This window comes from Streptomyces sp. NPDC101152 (assembly GCF_044768275.1).
Lineage (GTDB): Bacteria > Actinomycetota > Actinomycetes > Streptomycetales > Streptomycetaceae > Streptomyces.
Map to the genome: position 1 here is coordinate 36,642 of NZ_JBIWPO010000021.1, position 15,806 is coordinate 52,447.

Here is a 15,806-nt window from a genome sequence, read left to right on the forward strand (position 1 = left end):
GTGCGTGAACGGGGGAGAACAGGATGATCGACGAAGATGAGCTGATGCAGCTCGTGGCGGCCGCCCAGGCAGGTGACCGGGCCGCCCTGGAACGCCTTCTCGTCAGGCTTCGCCCCACGGTCATGCGCCGCTGTTCCAGATTCCTTCCGCACCACGCCGACGCCGAAGAGGCCGCGCAGGACGCCCTGCTGTCCATCAGCACCCATCTGCAGGACTACAGCGGGCGAGGCTCGTTCCTGGGGTGGGTGACGGTGATCGCCTCGAACGCCGCCAGGTCCACGTACCGCTCGATGCGCCGACGCGCGGAGGACAGCCATGCGTTCCTTCCCGAAGGTGCCGACCCTCGCACGACGAGCGTCATCGCGGGGACCCGCTTGGACCTGATGGACTCGCTGGCCGCACTGGAGGAACGGCATCCGGCCCTGGTGGAGTCCTTCGTGCTCCGCGGTCTGGGAGACCTGACCTATGCGCAGGTCGCGGAGATCACCGACGCTCCCCTGGGTACCGTCAAGGACCGTATCCACCAGGCTCGTCGGTTCATGCGGGACCGTCTCGGCAGTGGCTGCTGACGCGTCCCGGCTCCGCACCGCCGAGCCGCCCCAGCCGACCGGGACCCGGGGGGGTGCCGCCGTGCGAACCCGGACGATCGCCGTCATCCTGACGTCAGCCGTCGGACTCGGCCTGCTGACGGGCCGGTTCGTCCTGCCCGGTCACTCCGCTCCGGGTCGCCCGTCGCCGACGACAGGCGCTGCGGCGTCCTCGCCCGGTACCCCGTCGCCGACGCCGAAGCCCGCCGACGGACCCGTGACGTACGGGAGCCTGCTCGCGGCCGACGCGTTCACGAAGGCCGGGGTCGCCCGGCCCATCCACGTACGGGATCGGTTCGGCGACGGCAGGTACGCCAACGCGGCCAGTGCCGGAGAGAAGACCCTCGGCCAGACCCTGGGAGGGCCCGGCGCGCACTTCCGCGGGTTCGTGACGACCGAGAACACGGACCCGGAGGATCCGACGCTGGCGGTCGACATCAAGGGTCAGGTGGCGCGTGAGGTCGCCGCCGACGCCGGGACCCCGACGTTCGCGGAGAACTACGCCGAGCGCCTGCTGCTGGAGGAAGTCCCGTGCCAGACGGAACCGGCCGGTCACTGGATCTACGGGCCGACGCACACGATCGGTGTCGCACCGGGGATCACCGCGAACTGGATGGGCTCCTACGGCGGTGACCTGAACACCACAGGAACCGCACCGCGCGGCAAGGAACCGTGCGGCGGCATCGCCGTCCTCCGAAGCGGCTCCCACTACGGGGTCCTGGAAGTCGACTCCTGCCTGAACACGGCCGCGATGACGCGGATCGTCCGTGCGGCCGCGACACGGCTCTGAGACCGCCCAGGTCCGCTCGGGGAAGTGATCTGGATCATAGTAATCGTCGAGGGCGTCCATCCAACATCTCGCGGACCCGCCGCATCTCCCTGGTGTACGACGCCCCCTGCGTCGCCGCCAGACAGGAGATGAGATGTTCAACCAGAAGTTGTCGCGTCGCGGTCGTACGGCCGGAGCGGCCGCCTCCGCCTGCGCCGCCCTGATCGCGATCGTCATCGGCACGCATCCCGCTGCCGCCGCTTCCGCCGAGCCCGTCCTCGGCTCCGGCAACCTGATGCAGAGTGAGGACTTCTTCCAGCAGGGACTGTCCCCGGTCGGTGCGACGGTGGACCTGACCGGGAAGCAGGCTCTCTCCGCGTGCTCCGGCGAGGAGACGTTGCGAACGCTGACCAAGGGGAAGGGCGTCGCCTACGCCGACGTGGCCTGGTCCTTCGACACCAAGGGCACCTTGCTGACCGAGGCCGTCACCGCCGGTTCCACCGGTACGTCGGCGGCCTCGTACCAGAAGCAGCTCGACAAGCTGGTGCGCGGCTGCCAGGACGAGCCGGCGGGGCACTGGCACTACGGCACGGCCCATGCGATCAAGGTCAAGACCGGCGAGGGCAGTTGGTACCCGGCCTACAACGGCGACGGCAAGGTCGCGGGCGGTGTCGCGGTGATCCGCAGCGGTCGCCGGGTCGGCATCGTCGAACTCACCGGTCAGCCCAGCGACGACGCCGGCTACATGTCCGGCATCGCCGCCGCTGCCATCAACCGGCTGGCCGGCTGACCGACTGATCCCGCCGCGCGGGGGCGCAGGCCCGGCGGACCCGGTCCGAAGCAACGATCGCCGTCACGGTGCATCGTAGGTAGCTGTCATGGGCATGTATTTACGCCGTCGATCCCTCCCCCACGAGGAGTGAAGCGCGTGATGAGCGCTCCCACCACGGCACCCATCCCCGACCCCACCCCCACCCCCACAGCCCCCGGCGGACTGCCCCTCATCGGGCACGCACTCCGCCTCGCCCGCGGCCCGCTGCCGTTCTTCACCTCGCTTCGTGAGTACGGCAGTGTGGTGCGCATCCGCATCGGACCCACGCCCGCCTACGTGGTCACCGACCCCGCACTGACCCGGCGTGTCCTGGTGACCGACGCCGCCCACTTCACCAAGGGCGGCCGGTACAACGACGCGCTGCGGGTCTTCCTCGGTGACGGAATCGCGACCGTCGCCGACGGCGACACCCATCTGCGCCACCGCCGTCTGATGCAGCCCATGTTCAACAAGGCGCACATCGCCGAGCACGGCAACGCCATGATCGATCAGGTGCGGACGATGGTCGGCTCCTGGCCCGCGGCCGAACCGCGCGACGTGCTCGCCGACATGAACGAGCTCACCCTCGCCACGTTCCTCGTCGCCGTGTTCGGCGCGGACCTGCCCGCCCACCTGGAGGGCGAGTTCACCGCCCTCATGCCCGACATCATGAAAGGAACGATTCGGCAGGTCATTCTCCCGCCCTGGATCACGCGGCTGCCGCTGCCCGCCAACCGCGCACACGCCGACCGTGTCGCCCGCCTGCGCACTCTCATCGACCAGGCCATCGACCACCAGATCCATGTCACCGCACCCGGATCCGCTCCGGCGGACGGTGCGTCCGATGCGGAGGCATGCCCGTATGCCTCCGAGGCGCGTCGGCGGCAGGGGGGTCTGTTCGAGACCCTGATCGGCGCCGAGGACCAACTCGGCCGCCGGCAACTCCAGGACGAGACCATCACCCTCCTGGCCGGCTCGATCGAGACCACCGGCACCGCACTCGCCTGGGCGCTGTACGAGATCGCCGGCCGTCCCGCCGTCGAACGACGTCTTCGCGAGGAACTGGCCTCGGTGTGCGGGGACCGGCCGCTGCGCTACGACGACCTCGACCGACTCCCGTACGCCCGACGGGTTCTGCAGGAGGCCATCAGGAAGTACGGGGTGCTCTGGATGGTGACGCGGACCGCCGCCCGCGACGTCGTCCTCGGCGGACACCTCATACCCGAGGGCGCCGACGTCATGTGGAGTCCCTATCTGCACCAGCACGACTCCGCCCATTTCCCCGACCCGGACTCCTTCGACCCGGACCGTTGGGAGGCGGACGGCGGCGCGGACACCCGGGGGTCCTTCCTCGCCTTCGGCGAGGGCCGCCGCAAGTGCATCGGAGAGAACTTCGCGTGGGTCGAACTCCAGATCATCCTCGCGACCGTCCTCCAGGCCTGGCCCCGGTTCAAGGTGACCTCCCGTGCACCGCGAGCCCAGGCCGTCATCACGGTCGAACCCGATGCCCTGGCCATGCAGTTCCACGCGGACCCGGCCGACTGAGGAAGCCGGCAACCCGAGCGACGCCGCCCTGTGGACGGAACTCGGCGCCGCCATCCGGCAGTTGCGCAAGGAGCCTGGCCTGACCCTGGTCCAGCTCGCCCGACTCGCCGAGCTCTCCCACCCGCTCCTGAGCCAGCTCGAACGGGGGCTGACCCGGCCCAGCATGCCCTCGCTGCACCGCATCGCCCGTGCCCTCGGCTGAACGGCGGTCAAGATTCCGGCGGCTCACGGTTGAGTCTGTCGTCAGGGACGCGTTCGATGCGGGTCCAGCCTTTCCAGCCACGCTCCTCCAGGATGGCCACCAGCCGCGCGGCGCCCGGTGCGGACTGGACCATGGTCGAGTCCAGCAGACGGACGAACCGGTCGTCGAAGGGGTCGCCGCCCACCTCGCCGGCGTTCACCGCGCGGATCATCATCCGTTCCACGATGTCGGCGATCTCGACACCCCGGGGATCGTCGACCGGCCAGTCGAGCGCCTCGCTGAGCAGGCTGTAGAGCTTCACCATGTCGGGGTCGTCCAACTGCTCGTGCTTCTTGGCGATCACGGCGTCGATCTGCTGCGGTACCTGGGCCGCGATCATGATCCAGGCATCCCGCTCCATCTCGATGTACCGCTCGACGACGCCGAGACCGCGCAGCCGGTCGAGGTAGTCGACGACGCTCTGCGGCAGCGCCAGATGCTCTCCGGCGGCGAGCCTGGCGAGCCGTCTGCGGGTGCCCTGTAAGCGCCGGATCTCGGCGCGCAGATCCTTGTCGATCTCCCGGACGCCGTCGGCGAACTCCTCCGGGCCGGCGTCGAGGAGTTCCTGCACCCGTCCCAGCGGCACGCCGGCGTCCGCCAGGCTGCGGATCCGGATGAGTCGTACGACCGCCGCAGCGTCGTAGGTCCGGTAACCGGACCGGTCGCGTTCGGGCTCCGGAAGCAGTCCGATGTGGTGGTAGTGGCGTACGGCCCGCACCGTCACCCCTGCGTACGACGCCAGTTGGCTGATGGTGAGCATGGCTCCCAGACTGCCTCAGGTGATCTTCCTGCGATAGGCGGCCATCGCGAAGACGTACGCCACGACGAGGATGCCGACGCACCAGGCGAGGGCGGTCCAGAGGGCGTCGCCGACCGGCCGCTGGGCGAACAGGTCGCGGATCGCGTTGACGATCGACGTCACCGGCTGGTTCTCGGCGAAGGCGCGCACGGGGCCGGGCATGGTCCTCGTCGGCACGAACGCCGAGCTGACGAACGGCAGGAAGATGAGCGGGTAGGCGAACGCACCCGCTCCCTCGACCGACGACGCGGAGAGCCCGGGAATCACGGCGAGCCACGTCAACGCCAGGGTGAACAGGAACAGGATGCCGGCGACCGCCAGCCACGCGGGCACTCCTGCCCCCGTGCGGAAACCCATGAGCAGAGCCACGCCGACGACGACCACGAGCGAGATCAGGTTGGCCACCACAGAGGTGACGACGTGTGCCCACAGCACACCCGACCTTGCGATCGGCATGGACTGGAACCGCTCGAAGATCCCGCTCTTCATGTCGGTGAACAGCCGGTACGCGGTGTAGGAGATGCCCGACGCGATCGTGATGAGCAGGATGCCGGGCAGCATGTAGTTGACGTACGACACCGACCCGGTGTCGATCGCGCCGCCGAACACGTAGACGAACATCAGCATCATGGCGACCGGCGTGATGACGGTCGTGATGATGGTGTCCACGCTGCGCGTGACATGGCGCAGGGTCCGGCCCGTGAGAACGGCGGTGTCGCTGAGGAAGTACGCGGTCATTCCTGTCCCCTAGGAGTTCGTGGTGGTCGCGCCGGCCTCGAGTCCGCCGCCGGTGATCGCCAGGAAGATCTCCTCCAGGGTCGGCTGCTTCTCGACGTACTCGACCGTGGCGGGCGGGAAGAGCCGCTTGAGCTCGGTGACCGTGCCGTTCGCGATGATCCTGCCCCGGTGGAGGATCGCGATCCGGTCGGCGAGGTGTTCGGCCTCGTCGAGGTGCTGCGTGGTGAGAAGCACCGTCGTGCCCTGCCCGGTGAGCTCCTTGACGGTCTGCCAGACCTCGATGCGGGCCTGGGGGTCGAGCCCGGTCGTCGGCTCGTCCAGGAAGATCACCGGCGGACTGCCGATGAGGCTCATCGCGATGTCCAGCCGGCGGCGCATACCGCCCGAGTACGTGGACACCTTCCGAGCGCCGGCATCGGTCAGCGAGAAACGCCTCAGCAGGTCGTCCGCGACCGCGCCGGGATCCTCGATGTGGCGCAGCCTGGCGACGAGGACGAGGTTCTCCCGGCCGCTGAGGATCTCGTCGACGGCCGTGAACTGACCGGTCAGGCTGAGGGAGTTCCGCACCTCCGCCGGTTGCGCGGCGACGTCGAAGCCATGGACGTGGGCCGTCCCCGCGTCGGCCTTCAGCAGCGTGGCGAGGATCCTCACGGTCGTGGTCTTGCCCGATCCGTTGGAGCCGAGCAGGGCGAAGACGGTGCCTCGCGCCACGTCGAAGTCCACGCCCCGCAGCACGTCGAGCTTCCCGTACGACTTCTCCAGACCCTGCACGCGGATCGCCGGACCGGCGATCGATGGGGCCGTCATGGTCATCTGCCTCCTTCGCGGAACTGCTCCACCTGCTTCACCTGCTCCACGCGTCTGCGAGGAAGCTCCTGCCAGGAGGATGGGGGGTTGACCCTGCGTCAGGGTCAAGAAGGAGGTGGGCATGGTGACGGCCGCGCCGACGCCCTGCACCGCGCGTGCGGCGATCAGCACCGGCAGCGACGGTGCCAGCCCGCACGTCACCGAGGCGACGACGAACAGACCCAGGCCGCCGGCGAACGCCCTGCGAGCGCCGATCCGGTCCGACAGGGCACCGGCCGACAGCAGCAGGGCGGCGAAGATCAGCGTGTAGGCGTCGACCACCCACTCCAGGCCGGTGATCCCGCCGACCAGCGCGTGGCGGGACAGGTACGGCCGGCGGACTCGTCGGCTCGGTCGCCCGTCCAGAGGGCCACGCACCCACTCTGAACTGGGAGTCCTTGGGAGGAGGGGTACGGGCAGGGATCCCCCCGGGGTACCTTTGTTCGAGCCGGGTGGGGTGTCGGGGCCCGGCCGGGAGCCGCCCCAAGCCCGCCTCGGACGGAGAAGTGTTCTCATGGACCTGGCCGTGCGTCGGCGGCGTCACGCGCTGTTCCTGCTCTTCCTGCTGGCCGGGATCGCGATGTCCTCCTGGGTGACGCGTACGCCGGCGATCCGGGACCGGCTTGACCTGTCCACCGCGCAGATGGGGCTGGTGCTGTTCGGGCTGTCGCTCGGATCGATGGCGGGGATCTCGTGTTCGGGGCGGTTGGTGTCCAGGTTCGGGACCCGGCCCGTCATCGTCTGGGGGACCTGGCTGCTCATCGCGGGGATGGCCACGATCTGCTGGGGGAGTGTCCTCGCGTCGGTGCCGACGGTGACCGCGGGCCTGTGCGCCTTCGGCGCCGGGCTGGGCGTCGGCGACGTCGCCGTGAACGTCGACGGCACGGACGTCGAGCGGGTCGGCGGCAAAACCACCCTGCCCGCGCTGCACGGCTGCTTCAGCCTGGGTACGGTGCTGGGCGCCGGCGCGGGCATGGCGGCGACGGCGGCCGGCGTGCCGGTGCACTGGCATCTCGCGGCGGTCGTTCTGCTCGCCGCCGGACTCCTGCTGTACGCGGCACGGGCCGTCCCGGAGGGCACCGGCCGTACCGCGCCCGCCGCGCCGCACGAGGCCGCCGCGGGCACCCGCCGCCCCGCAGTCTGGAAGGACAGGCGGCTGCTGCTCATCGGCGCGATCGTGCTGGCGATGGCGCTGGCCGAGGGATCAGCCAACGACTGGCTGCCGCTGCTGATGGTCGACGGCCACGGCATGGACGCCACGGCCGGCTCCCTCGTGTACGCCGGTTTCGCCGCCGCGATGACGCTGGGCCGCTTCGCCGGCACCTTCTTCCTCGACCGCTACGGCCGTACCACCGTCGTCCGCGCCAGCGCCCTGTCCGGCGCGCTCGGCCTGCTCGTCGTCATCGTCTCCGACAACGCCGTCCTGGCCGGAGCGGCCGTCCTGCTGTGGGGCCTGGGCGCCGCGCTCGGCTTCCCCCTCGCGCTGTCGGCCGCCGGGGAGTCCGGCCCGGACGAGACGGCCCGGGTCAGTCTCGTCGCCGTCATCGGCTACGTCGCCTTCCTCGTCGGACCGCCCGGACTCGGCTTCCTCGGCGGCCAGGTCGGCCTGCGCCCCGCCATGTTCGTCGTCCTGGCCTGCGTCGCCTGCGCCGCCTTCCTCGCGCCGGCCGTGGAGACCGGGACGCGCGGTCGGCGCCCGGCCGCCCGGCAGCCCGCGGGGAAGGACGTCCCCGCGACCGCCGACGAGACGGGCCCGGCGTAGACCGCCGTCGGCACCGCCGAGCCGGGCAGCACCTCCGAAGAGCGCCTCAAGCTCCTCGTCGGCCTGGCAGCCACACCCACCCACCCCGGTCGAGGGTGAGGTTCGCTCGGGCGCGGCAAATGATCCACAAAGGATTGTTGGACAAGCCTTGTGCCGTGTCCCGGCGGGTCGGGGAGCCGGCGTTGCCTAGCCTTGCCGGAGTACGTCCGAGCAGGCGAGGGAGCACATGAGTACGAGTCGACGCACGGTGCTGGCGGCTCTGGCCGGGGGAGCCCTGGCCGGCTGCTCCGCATCGACGCAGACGACCGGTGCGCAGCCGGCCTCCTCGCCCTCCTCGTCCCCCACGTCCGCCCCGCCGTCCGCGTCACCCTCACGCACCGGGAAGGCGGGATCGCCGCGCCCGGCCGGCGCCACCCGCGCCGAGATCCTCGCCCGCTACGGCAACGCCGTGCCCCACTCCTGGGGCTTCGACGCGCCCGGCGTGCTGCACCGGCTGCCCGCCGGTCAGCGGGGCATCGCGCTGACCTTCGACGCCTGTGGTGGCCGGGGCGGCAGCGGCTACGACCAGGCCCTGATCGACTTCCTGCGCAAGCGGGAGGTCCCGGCGACCCTGTTCATCAACTCGCGCTGGATCGACGCCAATCCGGCCATCTTCAGGCGGCTGGCCGCCGAACCGCTCTTCGAGATCGCCAACCACGGCACCCGCCACCTGCCCCTGTCCGTCACCGGCCGCTCCGCCTACGGCATCCCCGGCACCCGCGGCGCCGGCGAGGTCTACGACGAGGTCGCCGGCAACCGGGCGAAACTCACCCGCCTGCTGGGCAGCCCGCCCCGTTTCTTCCGCTCCGGCACCGCGTACTGCGACGACGTCGCCTCCAGGATCGTCACCGCGCTCGGCGAGCGCTTCGCCAGCTTCTCGGTCAACGGCGACGGCGGGGCGACCTTCACCCCGGAGCAGGTCCGTGCGACGGTCGGGGCGGCGCCCGCCGGGTCCGTCGTCATCTGCCACATGAACCACCCCGAGGGCGGCACGGCCGAAGGCATCGCCGCCGCCGTACCCCGCTTGCTGGCCTCCGGCCACACGTTCGTACGGCTCTCGGACGGTGTCCGTCAGTAACTCCCGTAGCTGCCCGAGGACCCGCTGGAGGAGGGGCTGGATCCGGAGCCGGTGATCGCCGTGCCGCTCGGGCCGACCACGTACCAGGTGCCTCCGAAGGCCGTGAGGCCCTGACCCGTGGTGTCGCCGGGCTTGGCGTCCTTGGCGAAGCGGTAGAGGGGGTGGCCGTTGTAGGTGACCTGGGTGGTGTGGTCGTGCCGGGCGGTGGTGCCCACCAGGGTGGCGTTCAGGCCGTGGGCGCCGGGGTGTCCGGTGGTGGTCTCGGGGGGCCAGGCCTGGGCGCAGGTGCCGTAGCAGTGCGAGGCGCTGCCGCTGTCGGCCCGGAACAGGTACAGGGTCCGGCCGGACGCGTCGACGAGGATCCGGCCGAGGGGGGAGTCGTGTGCCTGCACCGTTGCCGATCCGCCGGTGGCGGGAGCCGAGCTGGTGGGCGGAGACGACGGGCTGCCGGCCGGCGACGACGAGGCGGGGGGCGACGACGAGCTGGTGGTGCCGGAGCTTCCGCATCCGGCGGCGAAGGCCGCGACGGCGGTCGCGGCCGCGGCGATGACGGCGGCGCGGTTCATGACGGTGCTTCTTTCCGCAGGGTGGTTCTTCGCTCGTAGCTCGATACGCACCGAAAACCCCTTTTGTTCACTTCTGAACGCGTGACGCCATAAATCCGTATATGGGGTCATGGCATGTCACGAGAGTCTCGCTCTCGGCGCCTACGTGCTGGGCGCGCTCGAGCCTGCGGAGTGCTCGGTGGTGGAGCGGCACGCGGCCCGCTGTGCGGACTGCCGTGCCGAGTTGCTGGAGATGGCGGCGCTGGTCGGGATGCTGCAGCGCCTGCCCTTCGAGGAGCTGCGGCAGGTGGCGGAGGACGGTTCCGCCCGGACGGTCCCGGTCGGCACGGCTCGGGCCGCGTCCCGCGTGGTGCGGCGTGCGAAGGCTCGCCGAGCCCTGATCGCCTGCGTGCTCGCGGCCTCTGCCGCCTTCTCGGGCGTCGGCGCCTACCTGAGTTCGCGGGCCCCGCAACCGGCGGCCGCTCCGTCGGCGGTCACGTTCTCCGCCACCGACCCGGCCACCGGGGTGACCGCCTCCGCCGGGCTCACCCCCGACCCGACCGGCACGTCGATCAGCCTCCGTCTGTCGGGGCTGCCCCCGGCCGTGTGCCGGCTGGTGGTACACGCCCGCGACGGCCACACCGAGACGGCCGCCGGATGGACGTCCCGCTACGACACCGCGGTCAGCGTCCCGGCGTCGTCCTCGCTCGGCGTGCGGGACATCGCCCGCATGGACGTCGTCACCGGCTCCGGCCATCTCCTCGTCGAGCTGCGACCCCGGTGACCGAGATCAACTCAAAGAGGTCGTACAGGTCGTGAACGCTGATGTGTCCGGACACGTACCTGTATGGGGGTGGATGGAGGAGGCGGGCATGTCAGTCCTCGGATCAGGAACACGCGTACCGCTCAGGGAGCGGCGGACGACCGCCCTCGACGTCTGGCTGTGGGTGCTTCGCCTGCTCACCGCCGCCGGTCTGGCCGTGGACGCCTATGTGCACGCCGACCTCGCCGCCACCTACGACCCGGTCGCCAAGACGATCGGGCAGGGCGACCTTTTCCGCGCCGAGGCCGGAGCTGCGGCACTGGCGGCCGTCCTGCTCCTCCTCTTCGGCACACGGCCCCTCGTGTGGGTCTTCGCGCTGCTGGTGGCCGCCGCCGGCCTCGCCGCGGTGCTGCTGTACCGGTACGTCGACATCGGCGCCTTCGGGCCGTTGCCCAGCATGTACGAGCCCGTCTGGTATCCGGAGAAGACGGCGTCCGCCGTCGCCGAGGCGGCGGCGACGGCAACGGCCGCCGCAGGGTTGCTCCTGGCCCGCCGCCGGCGTACGCGGACCCGGTGAGCCGGGGTCAGGCGAGACGGGCGCCGCGCAGGAGCAGGAGGGCGACGTCGGAGGCGGCGAGCGCCAGGCAGATGAGGAAGGGGGCCCGGGTCCGCCCGGCCGGCCACAGGGCGACGGTCAGCGAGAGGACGCAGGCCGCCGCGAGTCCGGCCCGTGCGGGGAGGCCGACGGGTCCGGCCGGGCCCAGGACCAGGACGGCCGACCCCGCGGCCAGCGCCGCCGCTGCCAGCGTGCGCGCGCCGTGGTGGCCGCCGCGCTGGGGCAGGCCGCGGACGTCCGCCGCGAGGTCGGCGTCGATGTCCGGCAGGACGTTCGCTGCGTGGGCGCCCACACCCAGCAGAGCGGCACCGGCCGACGCCCACCAGCGCGGCCACGGGGCGCCCGGCAGGGAGAGGGTGACGAACGCGGGCAGCAGCCCGAAGGCGAGGGCGTACGGCAGCCACGACCAGACGGTGCGCTTGACGCCGAGGTTGTACGCCCAGGCCGCGGCCACGCCGACCAGATGGGCGCCGCCCGCGAGCCACCCGTTCGCCAGGGAGAGCGGCACACAGGCCGCGAGGGCGCAGCCCGCCGCGACCGTCACCGTCCGCGCGGAGACCGCCCCCGTCGCCAGGGGCTTGTCGTGCCGCGCGGCGGCCACATCCCGGTCGGCGTCGATCAGGTCGTTGCTCCAGCCCACCGACAACTGCCCGGTGAGCACCGCCGCCCCGATCAGTGCCGTACCGGCGGCGGTACGGCCGGACGTCGCGGCCAGCGCGGTGATCACCGCTGTCACGGCCGCCGAGGGCGCTGGGTGAGCGGCGAGCAGCAGACCGACGGCCACCCGCCCGGCACCTGGGCGGTGAGCCCCTGCCACGATCGAGGCCGGCGAGGTTTCGAGGCTGCGCACATTCCGCATGCTAGGCGCGGCCGGCGTGCTCCCTCGAGCGCCACGCAAGCGAAATGCCGGTGATGCGGGTCTTGTGAGGATTCATCAATATCATCCGTATTCTTGCGGGATGACGCGTATCGCCGCTGTTCACGGAGTGCTGCCGGCCCACCGCTACCAGCAGCGCGAGATCACCGATGCGCTCGCGGCGATGTGCCCTCCCGGCGCCGGTGCCCAGCGGCGGGACCGGGGCGTGCTGGACCGGCTGCACGCCACGGCCGGAGTCCGCACCCGCCCCCTCGCCCTGCCGCTGGAGCGGTACGGCCTGCTGGCGGCTTCGGGCAGGCCGACGACCTGTCCGAACTCGTCCTGCTGCGGTGGTAGGTGACGGATGACCGGCTACACCGTACTGATCCTGCTGGTGGCCGCCGAACGGGTCGCCGAACTCGTCGTCGCGCGCCGCAACGCCTCCTGGAGCCGAGCCCACGGCGGTGTGGCGTACGGCGACGGCCACTACCCGGTGATGGTGGCCCTGCACACCGGGCTGCTGGCCGGCTGCCTTGCTGAGACCTGGCTCGCCCCGCGGCCCTTCCAACCGCTGCTCGGCTGGCCGATGCTGGCCCTCGCCCTCGGGGCACAGGCGCTGCGCTGGTGGTGCATCGGCACCCTCGGACCGCGCTGGAACACCCGCGTCATCGTCGTGTCCGGCCTGCCGCTGGTAAGAAGTGGCCCCTACCGGCTACTGCGCCACCCCAACTACCTCGCGGTGGTCGTGGAGGGAATCGCCCTGCCGCTGGTCCACGGGGCGTGGCTGACCGCGACCGGCTTCACCCTGCTCAACCTGCCCCTCCTCGCCGTCCGGCTGCGCTGCGAGAACGCGGCACTGGCCCACTCCGCCCCGGCCACGGCCGCCGTGCCCCCGCCATGCTCGACCTGCTGATCGTCGGCGGCGGGCCGGCCGGACTCGCCACCGCGATCCACGCCGCACGCGCCGGACTCGACGTGGCCGTGGCCGAACCCCGGCCCACACCCGTCGACAAGGCCTGCGGCGAAGGGCTGATGCCGGGCGCGGTGCGGACCCTCGCCGCGCTCGGCATCGCCCCGCCCGGGCACCCGCTGCGCGGCATCCGCTACCGCGATGCCGAGGACGACACCCGGCACGCCGAGGCCCGCTTCCACCACGGATCCGGGCTGGGCGTCCGGCGTACGGACCTGCACGCGGCCCTGGCCCGGCGGGCGGCGGAGCTGGGCGTCCCGGTGCACCCGGTCAAGGTCGACGCGGCGACGGTCCGGCAGGACGCGGACGGCGTCACCGCGGCCGGGTTCAGGGCCCGTTACCTCGCCGCGGCCGACGGCCTCCACTCGCCGGTACGCCGGCACCTCGGCCTGGACCTGCCCGACCTCCGCCCGTCCCGCTACGGGCTGCGCAGACACTTCACCGTCGCGCCCTGGACCGACCATGTCGAGGTCCACTGGTCCGCGCGAGCCGAGGCCTATGTGACCCCGCTGGGGCCCGAGTTGGTGGGCGTCGCCCTCCTGACCTGCGTGCGGGCACCGTTCGACGTCCAGCTCGCCGGCTTTCCGTCGCTGGCCGCCCGCCTGGCCGGACGACGCGCCTCCTCGGCCGTCCGCGGCGCGGGGCCGCTGCGGCAACGGGTCCGCGGGCGCGTGGCCGGCCGGGTCCTGCTGGTGGGCGATGCCGCCGGCTACATCGACGCGCTCACCGGCGAGGGCATCTCCCTCGCCCTGGCCGGCGCCGCCCAACTCGTCCGCTGCGTCCACAGCGACCGCCCGCTGGACTACGAGGACGCCTGGCGCCGTGCCTCACGCCGTCACCGCCTGCTCACCGACACCCTGCTGCGCCTGCGCGCCCGGCCCCGGCTCGTCCCCCTGATCGTCCCCGCCGCCATGCGCCTGCCCGCCTTGTTCACCGGGCTGGTCAACGGCCTGGCATGAAGCCCGGTCCCACCGATGGGGCGAGAGCCGGCAGGGAGGGTGGGCGGCGGCGGGTGTTAGGGTCGTGCTTTTGGACGCCCGCGACGGTTTGCGGAAGGCTCTTCATGAATCACCCGGACCGCCCCGGCACGTCCGCCTCGTTCGCCGGCCTGGACCTGCCCGCCGAGGTGCTGCGGACCCTTGACGAACTCGGGGTGCGCGAACCCTTCCCGATCCAGGCGGCCACCCTGCCCAGCTCCCTCGCGGGACGCGACGTCCTGGGACGCGGACGCACCGGATCGGGCAAGACCCTCGCCTTCGGCCTGCCGCTGCTCACCCGGACGGCCGGCCGCCGCGCGGCACCCAAGCAGCCCCTCGCGCTGGTCCTGGTGCCCACCCGGGAGCTGGCCCAGCAGGTCACCGAGGCACTTGCGCCGTTCGCCGACGCGCTCCGGCTGCGGATGGCCACGGTCGTCGGCGGCATGTCCGTCGGCCGACAGACCGCAGCGCTGCGCGAGGGGGCCGAGGTCGTCGTGGCCACGCCCGGCCGGCTGCACGACCTCGTCGAGCGCAGGGCCTGCCGCCTGGACCGGGTACGGATCACCGTCCTCGACGAGGCCGACCAGATGTGCGACATGGGCTTCCTGCCGCAGGTCACCGAGGTGCTCGACCAGGTGCACCCGGAGGGGCAACGGATGCTGTTCTCGGCCACTTTGGACCGCGACGTCGACCACCTGGTCGACCGCTACCTGCACGACCCGGTCGTCCACTCGGTCGACCCCTCCGCCGGCGCGGTCACGACCATGGACCACCATGTCCTGGTCGTCCACGGCCCCGACCGGTACGCCGTCACCACGGAGATCGCCGCCCGCGACGGCCGCGTCCTGCTGTTCCTGGACACCAAGCACGCCGTCGACCAGCTCACCCGGCATCTGCGCGCCAGCGGAGTGCGCGCCACCGCCCTGCACAGCGGCAAGTCCCAGCCGCAGCGCACCCGGACCCTCGCGCAGTTCCGGAACGGCGAGATCACCGCGTTGGTGGCGACCAACGTCGCGGCTCGTGGCCTGCACGTCGACGACCTCGACCTCGTGGTCAACGTCGACCCGCCCACCGACCCCAAGGACTACGTGCACCGCGCCGGGCGCACCGCACGGGCCGGCGGGTCCGGCACCGTCGTCACCCTGGTGCTGTCCGGGCAGCGCCGCGAGACGAGCCGTCTGATGGCCGAGGCCGGCATCGAGCCGACGGTCACCAAGGTGCGCTCGGGCGAGGCGGAGCTCAGCCGGATCACCGGGGCCAGGGCCCCCTCGGGCGTCCCGCTCGACGGTGGGCCCGCAGTACCCCGGCCCAGGAACACCAACACGCCGTTCCGCGGCCTGGGCACGAGCAAGGACGCCTCCCGGGGCGCGGGCGGCAAGTCCTCGCGCCGGGCCGACGAGGCCCGCAAGCTGGCGGAGGCCCGCAGGGCGGCCCAGGTGCGGCGCGGCGGCTGAGAGTCGCTGTTGTCGGCGGCCCCCGCACGGCCCTCTCCATGACAAGCTGTGCTTTCCACTGCCGAACCCAGGAGGTCACCATGGCCGAAGAGTCCGCGTCCACGGAAGGTTCGGAGCCGGCCGCCGCCGAGACGTCCGCCCTGGAGCCCGACCGCGACGGCAACTACGACCTGAAGGCGAAGTTCCGTGAGGCCCTGGCCCGCAAACGGGGCCTGCAGGCGGACGCCGCCGACGTCGCGGCGAACGTCGACGCCTCGAAGGTCCGCGGAGCGCACGGCCCGGCATCGAGCCAGCGCTCGTTCCGCCGCAAGAGCGGCGGCTGACCCGCCCGGTCACCCCCCGCGCTCCGGAGCCACCTCTGTGTCCGAGCGCCGGGGGGAGGGCGCTCGACGATCTCGGCTGTCGCACGG

20 protein-coding genes are annotated in these 15,806 nt (G+C 72.1%); 15 read left to right on the top strand and 5 right to left on the bottom strand.

All coding sequences use genetic code 11. The features are described 5' to 3' along the window. Positions 1 to 23 precede the first annotated feature (23 nt). The 5 genes from ACIRVK_RS25330 to ACIRVK_RS25350 all read left to right on the top strand — a co-directional run bounded on the left by ACIRVK_RS25330 (position 24) and on the right by ACIRVK_RS25350 (position 3,914). Positions 24 to 569: an RNA polymerase sigma factor gene (locus tag ACIRVK_RS25330; RefSeq protein WP_404250740.1), complete on the top strand. Its 546-nt coding sequence runs from the start codon at positions 24 to 26 to the stop codon at positions 567 to 569. A gap of 61 nt (positions 570 to 630) precedes the next feature. Then, the gene (locus ACIRVK_RS25335) at positions 631 to 1,377 is read left to right on the top strand and encodes a hypothetical protein (protein ID WP_404250742.1); all 747 of its coding nucleotides are present in this window, start codon (positions 631 to 633) and stop codon (positions 1,375 to 1,377) included. Positions 1,378 to 1,510: 133 nt separating this feature from the next. Then, entirely contained in the window at positions 1,511 to 2,146 is a 636-nt protein-coding gene (locus ACIRVK_RS25340) for a hypothetical protein (protein WP_404250744.1), read from the top strand. 141 nt (positions 2,147 to 2,287) lie between these two features. After that, positions 2,288 to 3,712 (top strand): cytochrome P450, encoded by a 1,425-nt coding sequence (locus tag ACIRVK_RS25345; protein WP_404250746.1) that lies wholly within the window; start codon positions 2,288 to 2,290, stop codon positions 3,710 to 3,712. After that, the gene (locus tag ACIRVK_RS25350; RefSeq protein WP_404250748.1) at positions 3,672 to 3,914 is read left to right on the top strand and encodes a helix-turn-helix domain-containing protein; all 243 of its coding nucleotides are present in this window, start codon (positions 3,672 to 3,674) and stop codon (positions 3,912 to 3,914) included. The genes ACIRVK_RS25345 and ACIRVK_RS25350 overlap by 41 nt, the downstream gene beginning before the upstream one ends. Before the next feature lie 7 nt (positions 3,915 to 3,921). On the opposite strand, the gene ACIRVK_RS25355 is transcribed toward ACIRVK_RS25350, so the two are convergent. The 3 genes from ACIRVK_RS25355 to ACIRVK_RS25365 are packed head-to-tail and all read right to left on the bottom strand — an operon-like array spanning position 3,922 to position 6,714. Next, the gene (locus tag ACIRVK_RS25355) at positions 3,922 to 4,713 is read right to left on the bottom strand and encodes a MerR family transcriptional regulator (protein ID WP_404250750.1); all 792 of its coding nucleotides are present in this window, start codon (positions 4,711 to 4,713) and stop codon (positions 3,922 to 3,924) included. 15 nt (positions 4,714 to 4,728) lie between these two features. Beyond that, positions 4,729 to 5,490 carry an ABC transporter permease gene (locus ACIRVK_RS25360; RefSeq protein WP_404250752.1) on the bottom strand — a complete coding sequence of 254 codons (762 nt, stop codon included), beginning with the start codon at positions 5,488 to 5,490 and terminating at the stop codon, positions 4,729 to 4,731. 9 nt (positions 5,491 to 5,499) lie between these two features. Further along, the gene (locus tag ACIRVK_RS25365) at positions 5,500 to 6,714 is read right to left on the bottom strand and encodes an MFS transporter (protein WP_404250754.1); all 1,215 of its coding nucleotides are present in this window, start codon (positions 6,712 to 6,714) and stop codon (positions 5,500 to 5,502) included. Between the two features lie 136 nt (positions 6,715 to 6,850). Here ACIRVK_RS25365 and ACIRVK_RS25370 point away from each other — a divergent pair, with 136 nt between their 5' ends. Together ACIRVK_RS25370 and ACIRVK_RS25375 are read left to right on the top strand one after the other, a co-directional pair. Then, on the top strand, positions 6,851 to 8,098 hold the full coding sequence (locus ACIRVK_RS25370) for an MFS transporter (RefSeq protein ID WP_404250756.1): 1,248 nt from the start codon (positions 6,851 to 6,853) through the stop codon (positions 8,096 to 8,098). A 226-nt stretch (positions 8,099 to 8,324) separates the two neighbouring features. After that, positions 8,325 to 9,215 (top strand): polysaccharide deacetylase family protein, encoded by an 891-nt coding sequence (locus ACIRVK_RS25375; RefSeq protein WP_404250758.1) that lies wholly within the window; start codon positions 8,325 to 8,327, stop codon positions 9,213 to 9,215. Here ACIRVK_RS25375 and ACIRVK_RS25380 read toward each other — a convergent pair. Beyond that, positions 9,209 to 9,607 (bottom strand): hypothetical protein, encoded by a 399-nt coding sequence (locus tag ACIRVK_RS25380; protein ID WP_404250760.1) that lies wholly within the window; start codon positions 9,605 to 9,607, stop codon positions 9,209 to 9,211. The two genes, ACIRVK_RS25375 and ACIRVK_RS25380, sit on opposite strands and share 7 nt — an antisense overlap. A gap of 16 nt (positions 9,608 to 9,623) precedes the next feature. On the opposite strand from ACIRVK_RS25380, the gene ACIRVK_RS25385 reads away from it, so the two are divergent. The 3 genes from ACIRVK_RS25385 to ACIRVK_RS25395 all read left to right on the top strand — a co-directional run bounded on the left by ACIRVK_RS25385 (position 9,624) and on the right by ACIRVK_RS25395 (position 11,100). After that, positions 9,624 to 9,866: a hypothetical protein gene (locus tag ACIRVK_RS25385; RefSeq protein ID WP_404250762.1), complete on the top strand. Its 243-nt coding sequence runs from the start codon at positions 9,624 to 9,626 to the stop codon at positions 9,864 to 9,866. A 24-nt stretch (positions 9,867 to 9,890) separates the two neighbouring features. Continuing rightward, positions 9,891 to 10,544, top strand: a complete 654-nt coding sequence (locus ACIRVK_RS25390; protein ID WP_404250764.1) for an anti-sigma factor family protein — start codon at positions 9,891 to 9,893, stop codon at positions 10,542 to 10,544. Between the two features lie 88 nt (positions 10,545 to 10,632). Further along, the gene (locus ACIRVK_RS25395; protein ID WP_404250766.1) at positions 10,633 to 11,100 is read left to right on the top strand and encodes a hypothetical protein; all 468 of its coding nucleotides are present in this window, start codon (positions 10,633 to 10,635) and stop codon (positions 11,098 to 11,100) included. 7 nt (positions 11,101 to 11,107) lie between these two features. On the opposite strand, the gene ACIRVK_RS25400 is transcribed toward ACIRVK_RS25395, so the two are convergent. Beyond that, positions 11,108 to 11,998, bottom strand: a complete 891-nt coding sequence (locus tag ACIRVK_RS25400) for a UbiA family prenyltransferase (protein WP_404250768.1) — start codon at positions 11,996 to 11,998, stop codon at positions 11,108 to 11,110. 100 nt (positions 11,999 to 12,098) lie between these two features. Between ACIRVK_RS25400 and ACIRVK_RS25405 the strand changes: the two genes are divergently transcribed. The 5 genes from ACIRVK_RS25405 to ACIRVK_RS25425 all read left to right on the top strand — a co-directional run bounded on the left by ACIRVK_RS25405 (position 12,099) and on the right by ACIRVK_RS25425 (position 15,719). Next, positions 12,099 to 12,356: a hypothetical protein gene (locus ACIRVK_RS25405; protein WP_404250770.1), complete on the top strand. Its 258-nt coding sequence runs from the start codon at positions 12,099 to 12,101 to the stop codon at positions 12,354 to 12,356. Between the two features lie 3 nt (positions 12,357 to 12,359). Continuing rightward, positions 12,360 to 12,908, top strand: coding sequence for an isoprenylcysteine carboxyl methyltransferase family protein (locus tag ACIRVK_RS25410; protein WP_404250772.1), 549 nt, complete (start codon positions 12,360 to 12,362; stop codon positions 12,906 to 12,908). Then, positions 12,893 to 13,924 carry an NAD(P)/FAD-dependent oxidoreductase gene (locus ACIRVK_RS25415; protein ID WP_404250774.1) on the top strand — a complete coding sequence of 344 codons (1,032 nt, stop codon included), beginning with the start codon at positions 12,893 to 12,895 and terminating at the stop codon, positions 13,922 to 13,924. Before ACIRVK_RS25410 ends, ACIRVK_RS25415 begins: the two co-directional genes overlap by 16 nt. Positions 13,925 to 14,028: 104 nt before the next feature. Then, positions 14,029 to 15,396: a DEAD/DEAH box helicase gene (locus ACIRVK_RS25420; protein WP_404250776.1), complete on the top strand. Its 1,368-nt coding sequence runs from the start codon at positions 14,029 to 14,031 to the stop codon at positions 15,394 to 15,396. 80 nt (positions 15,397 to 15,476) lie between these two features. Further along, a complete protein-coding gene (locus ACIRVK_RS25425; protein WP_404250778.1) occupies positions 15,477 to 15,719 on the top strand; it encodes a DUF5302 domain-containing protein in 243 nt (80 codons plus the stop codon). The last annotated feature ends 87 nt before the right edge of the window (positions 15,720 to 15,806 follow it).

What these genes read in the sequence shown, in the direction of transcription:
- ACIRVK_RS25355 (WP_404250750.1), bottom strand. Translation starts at nt 4,713, where the DNA reads ATGCTCACCATCAGCCAACTGGCGTCGTACGCAGGGGTGACGGTGCGG.
- ACIRVK_RS25375 (WP_404250758.1), top strand. Translation starts at nt 8,325, where the DNA reads ATGAGTACGAGTCGACGCACGGTGCTGGCGGCTCTGGCCGGGGGAGCC.
- ACIRVK_RS25405 (WP_404250770.1), top strand. Translation starts at nt 12,099, where the DNA reads ATGACGCGTATCGCCGCTGTTCACGGAGTGCTGCCGGCCCACCGCTAC.
- ACIRVK_RS25350 (WP_404250748.1), top strand. Translation starts at nt 3,672, where the DNA reads ATGCCCTGGCCATGCAGTTCCACGCGGACCCGGCCGACTGAGGAAGCC.
- ACIRVK_RS25395 (WP_404250766.1), top strand. Translation starts at nt 10,633, where the DNA reads ATGTCAGTCCTCGGATCAGGAACACGCGTACCGCTCAGGGAGCGGCGG.
- ACIRVK_RS25425 (WP_404250778.1), top strand. Translation starts at nt 15,477, where the DNA reads ATGGCCGAAGAGTCCGCGTCCACGGAAGGTTCGGAGCCGGCCGCCGCC.
- ACIRVK_RS25390 (WP_404250764.1), top strand. Translation starts at nt 9,891, where the DNA reads ATGGCATGTCACGAGAGTCTCGCTCTCGGCGCCTACGTGCTGGGCGCG.
- ACIRVK_RS25415 (WP_404250774.1), top strand. Translation starts at nt 12,893, where the DNA reads ATGCTCGACCTGCTGATCGTCGGCGGCGGGCCGGCCGGACTCGCCACC.
- ACIRVK_RS25370 (WP_404250756.1), top strand. Translation starts at nt 6,851, where the DNA reads ATGGACCTGGCCGTGCGTCGGCGGCGTCACGCGCTGTTCCTGCTCTTC.
- ACIRVK_RS25340 (WP_404250744.1), top strand. Translation starts at nt 1,511, where the DNA reads ATGTTCAACCAGAAGTTGTCGCGTCGCGGTCGTACGGCCGGAGCGGCC.
- ACIRVK_RS25360 (WP_404250752.1), bottom strand. Translation starts at nt 5,490, where the DNA reads ATGACCGCGTACTTCCTCAGCGACACCGCCGTTCTCACGGGCCGGACC.
- ACIRVK_RS25345 (WP_404250746.1), top strand. Translation starts at nt 2,288, where the DNA reads ATGAGCGCTCCCACCACGGCACCCATCCCCGACCCCACCCCCACCCCC.
- ACIRVK_RS25330 (WP_404250740.1), top strand. Translation starts at nt 24, where the DNA reads ATGATCGACGAAGATGAGCTGATGCAGCTCGTGGCGGCCGCCCAGGCA.
- ACIRVK_RS25420 (WP_404250776.1), top strand. Translation starts at nt 14,029, where the DNA reads ATGAATCACCCGGACCGCCCCGGCACGTCCGCCTCGTTCGCCGGCCTG.
- ACIRVK_RS25400 (WP_404250768.1), bottom strand. Translation starts at nt 11,998, where the DNA reads ATGCGGAATGTGCGCAGCCTCGAAACCTCGCCGGCCTCGATCGTGGCA.
- ACIRVK_RS25410 (WP_404250772.1), top strand. Translation starts at nt 12,360, where the DNA reads ATGACCGGCTACACCGTACTGATCCTGCTGGTGGCCGCCGAACGGGTC.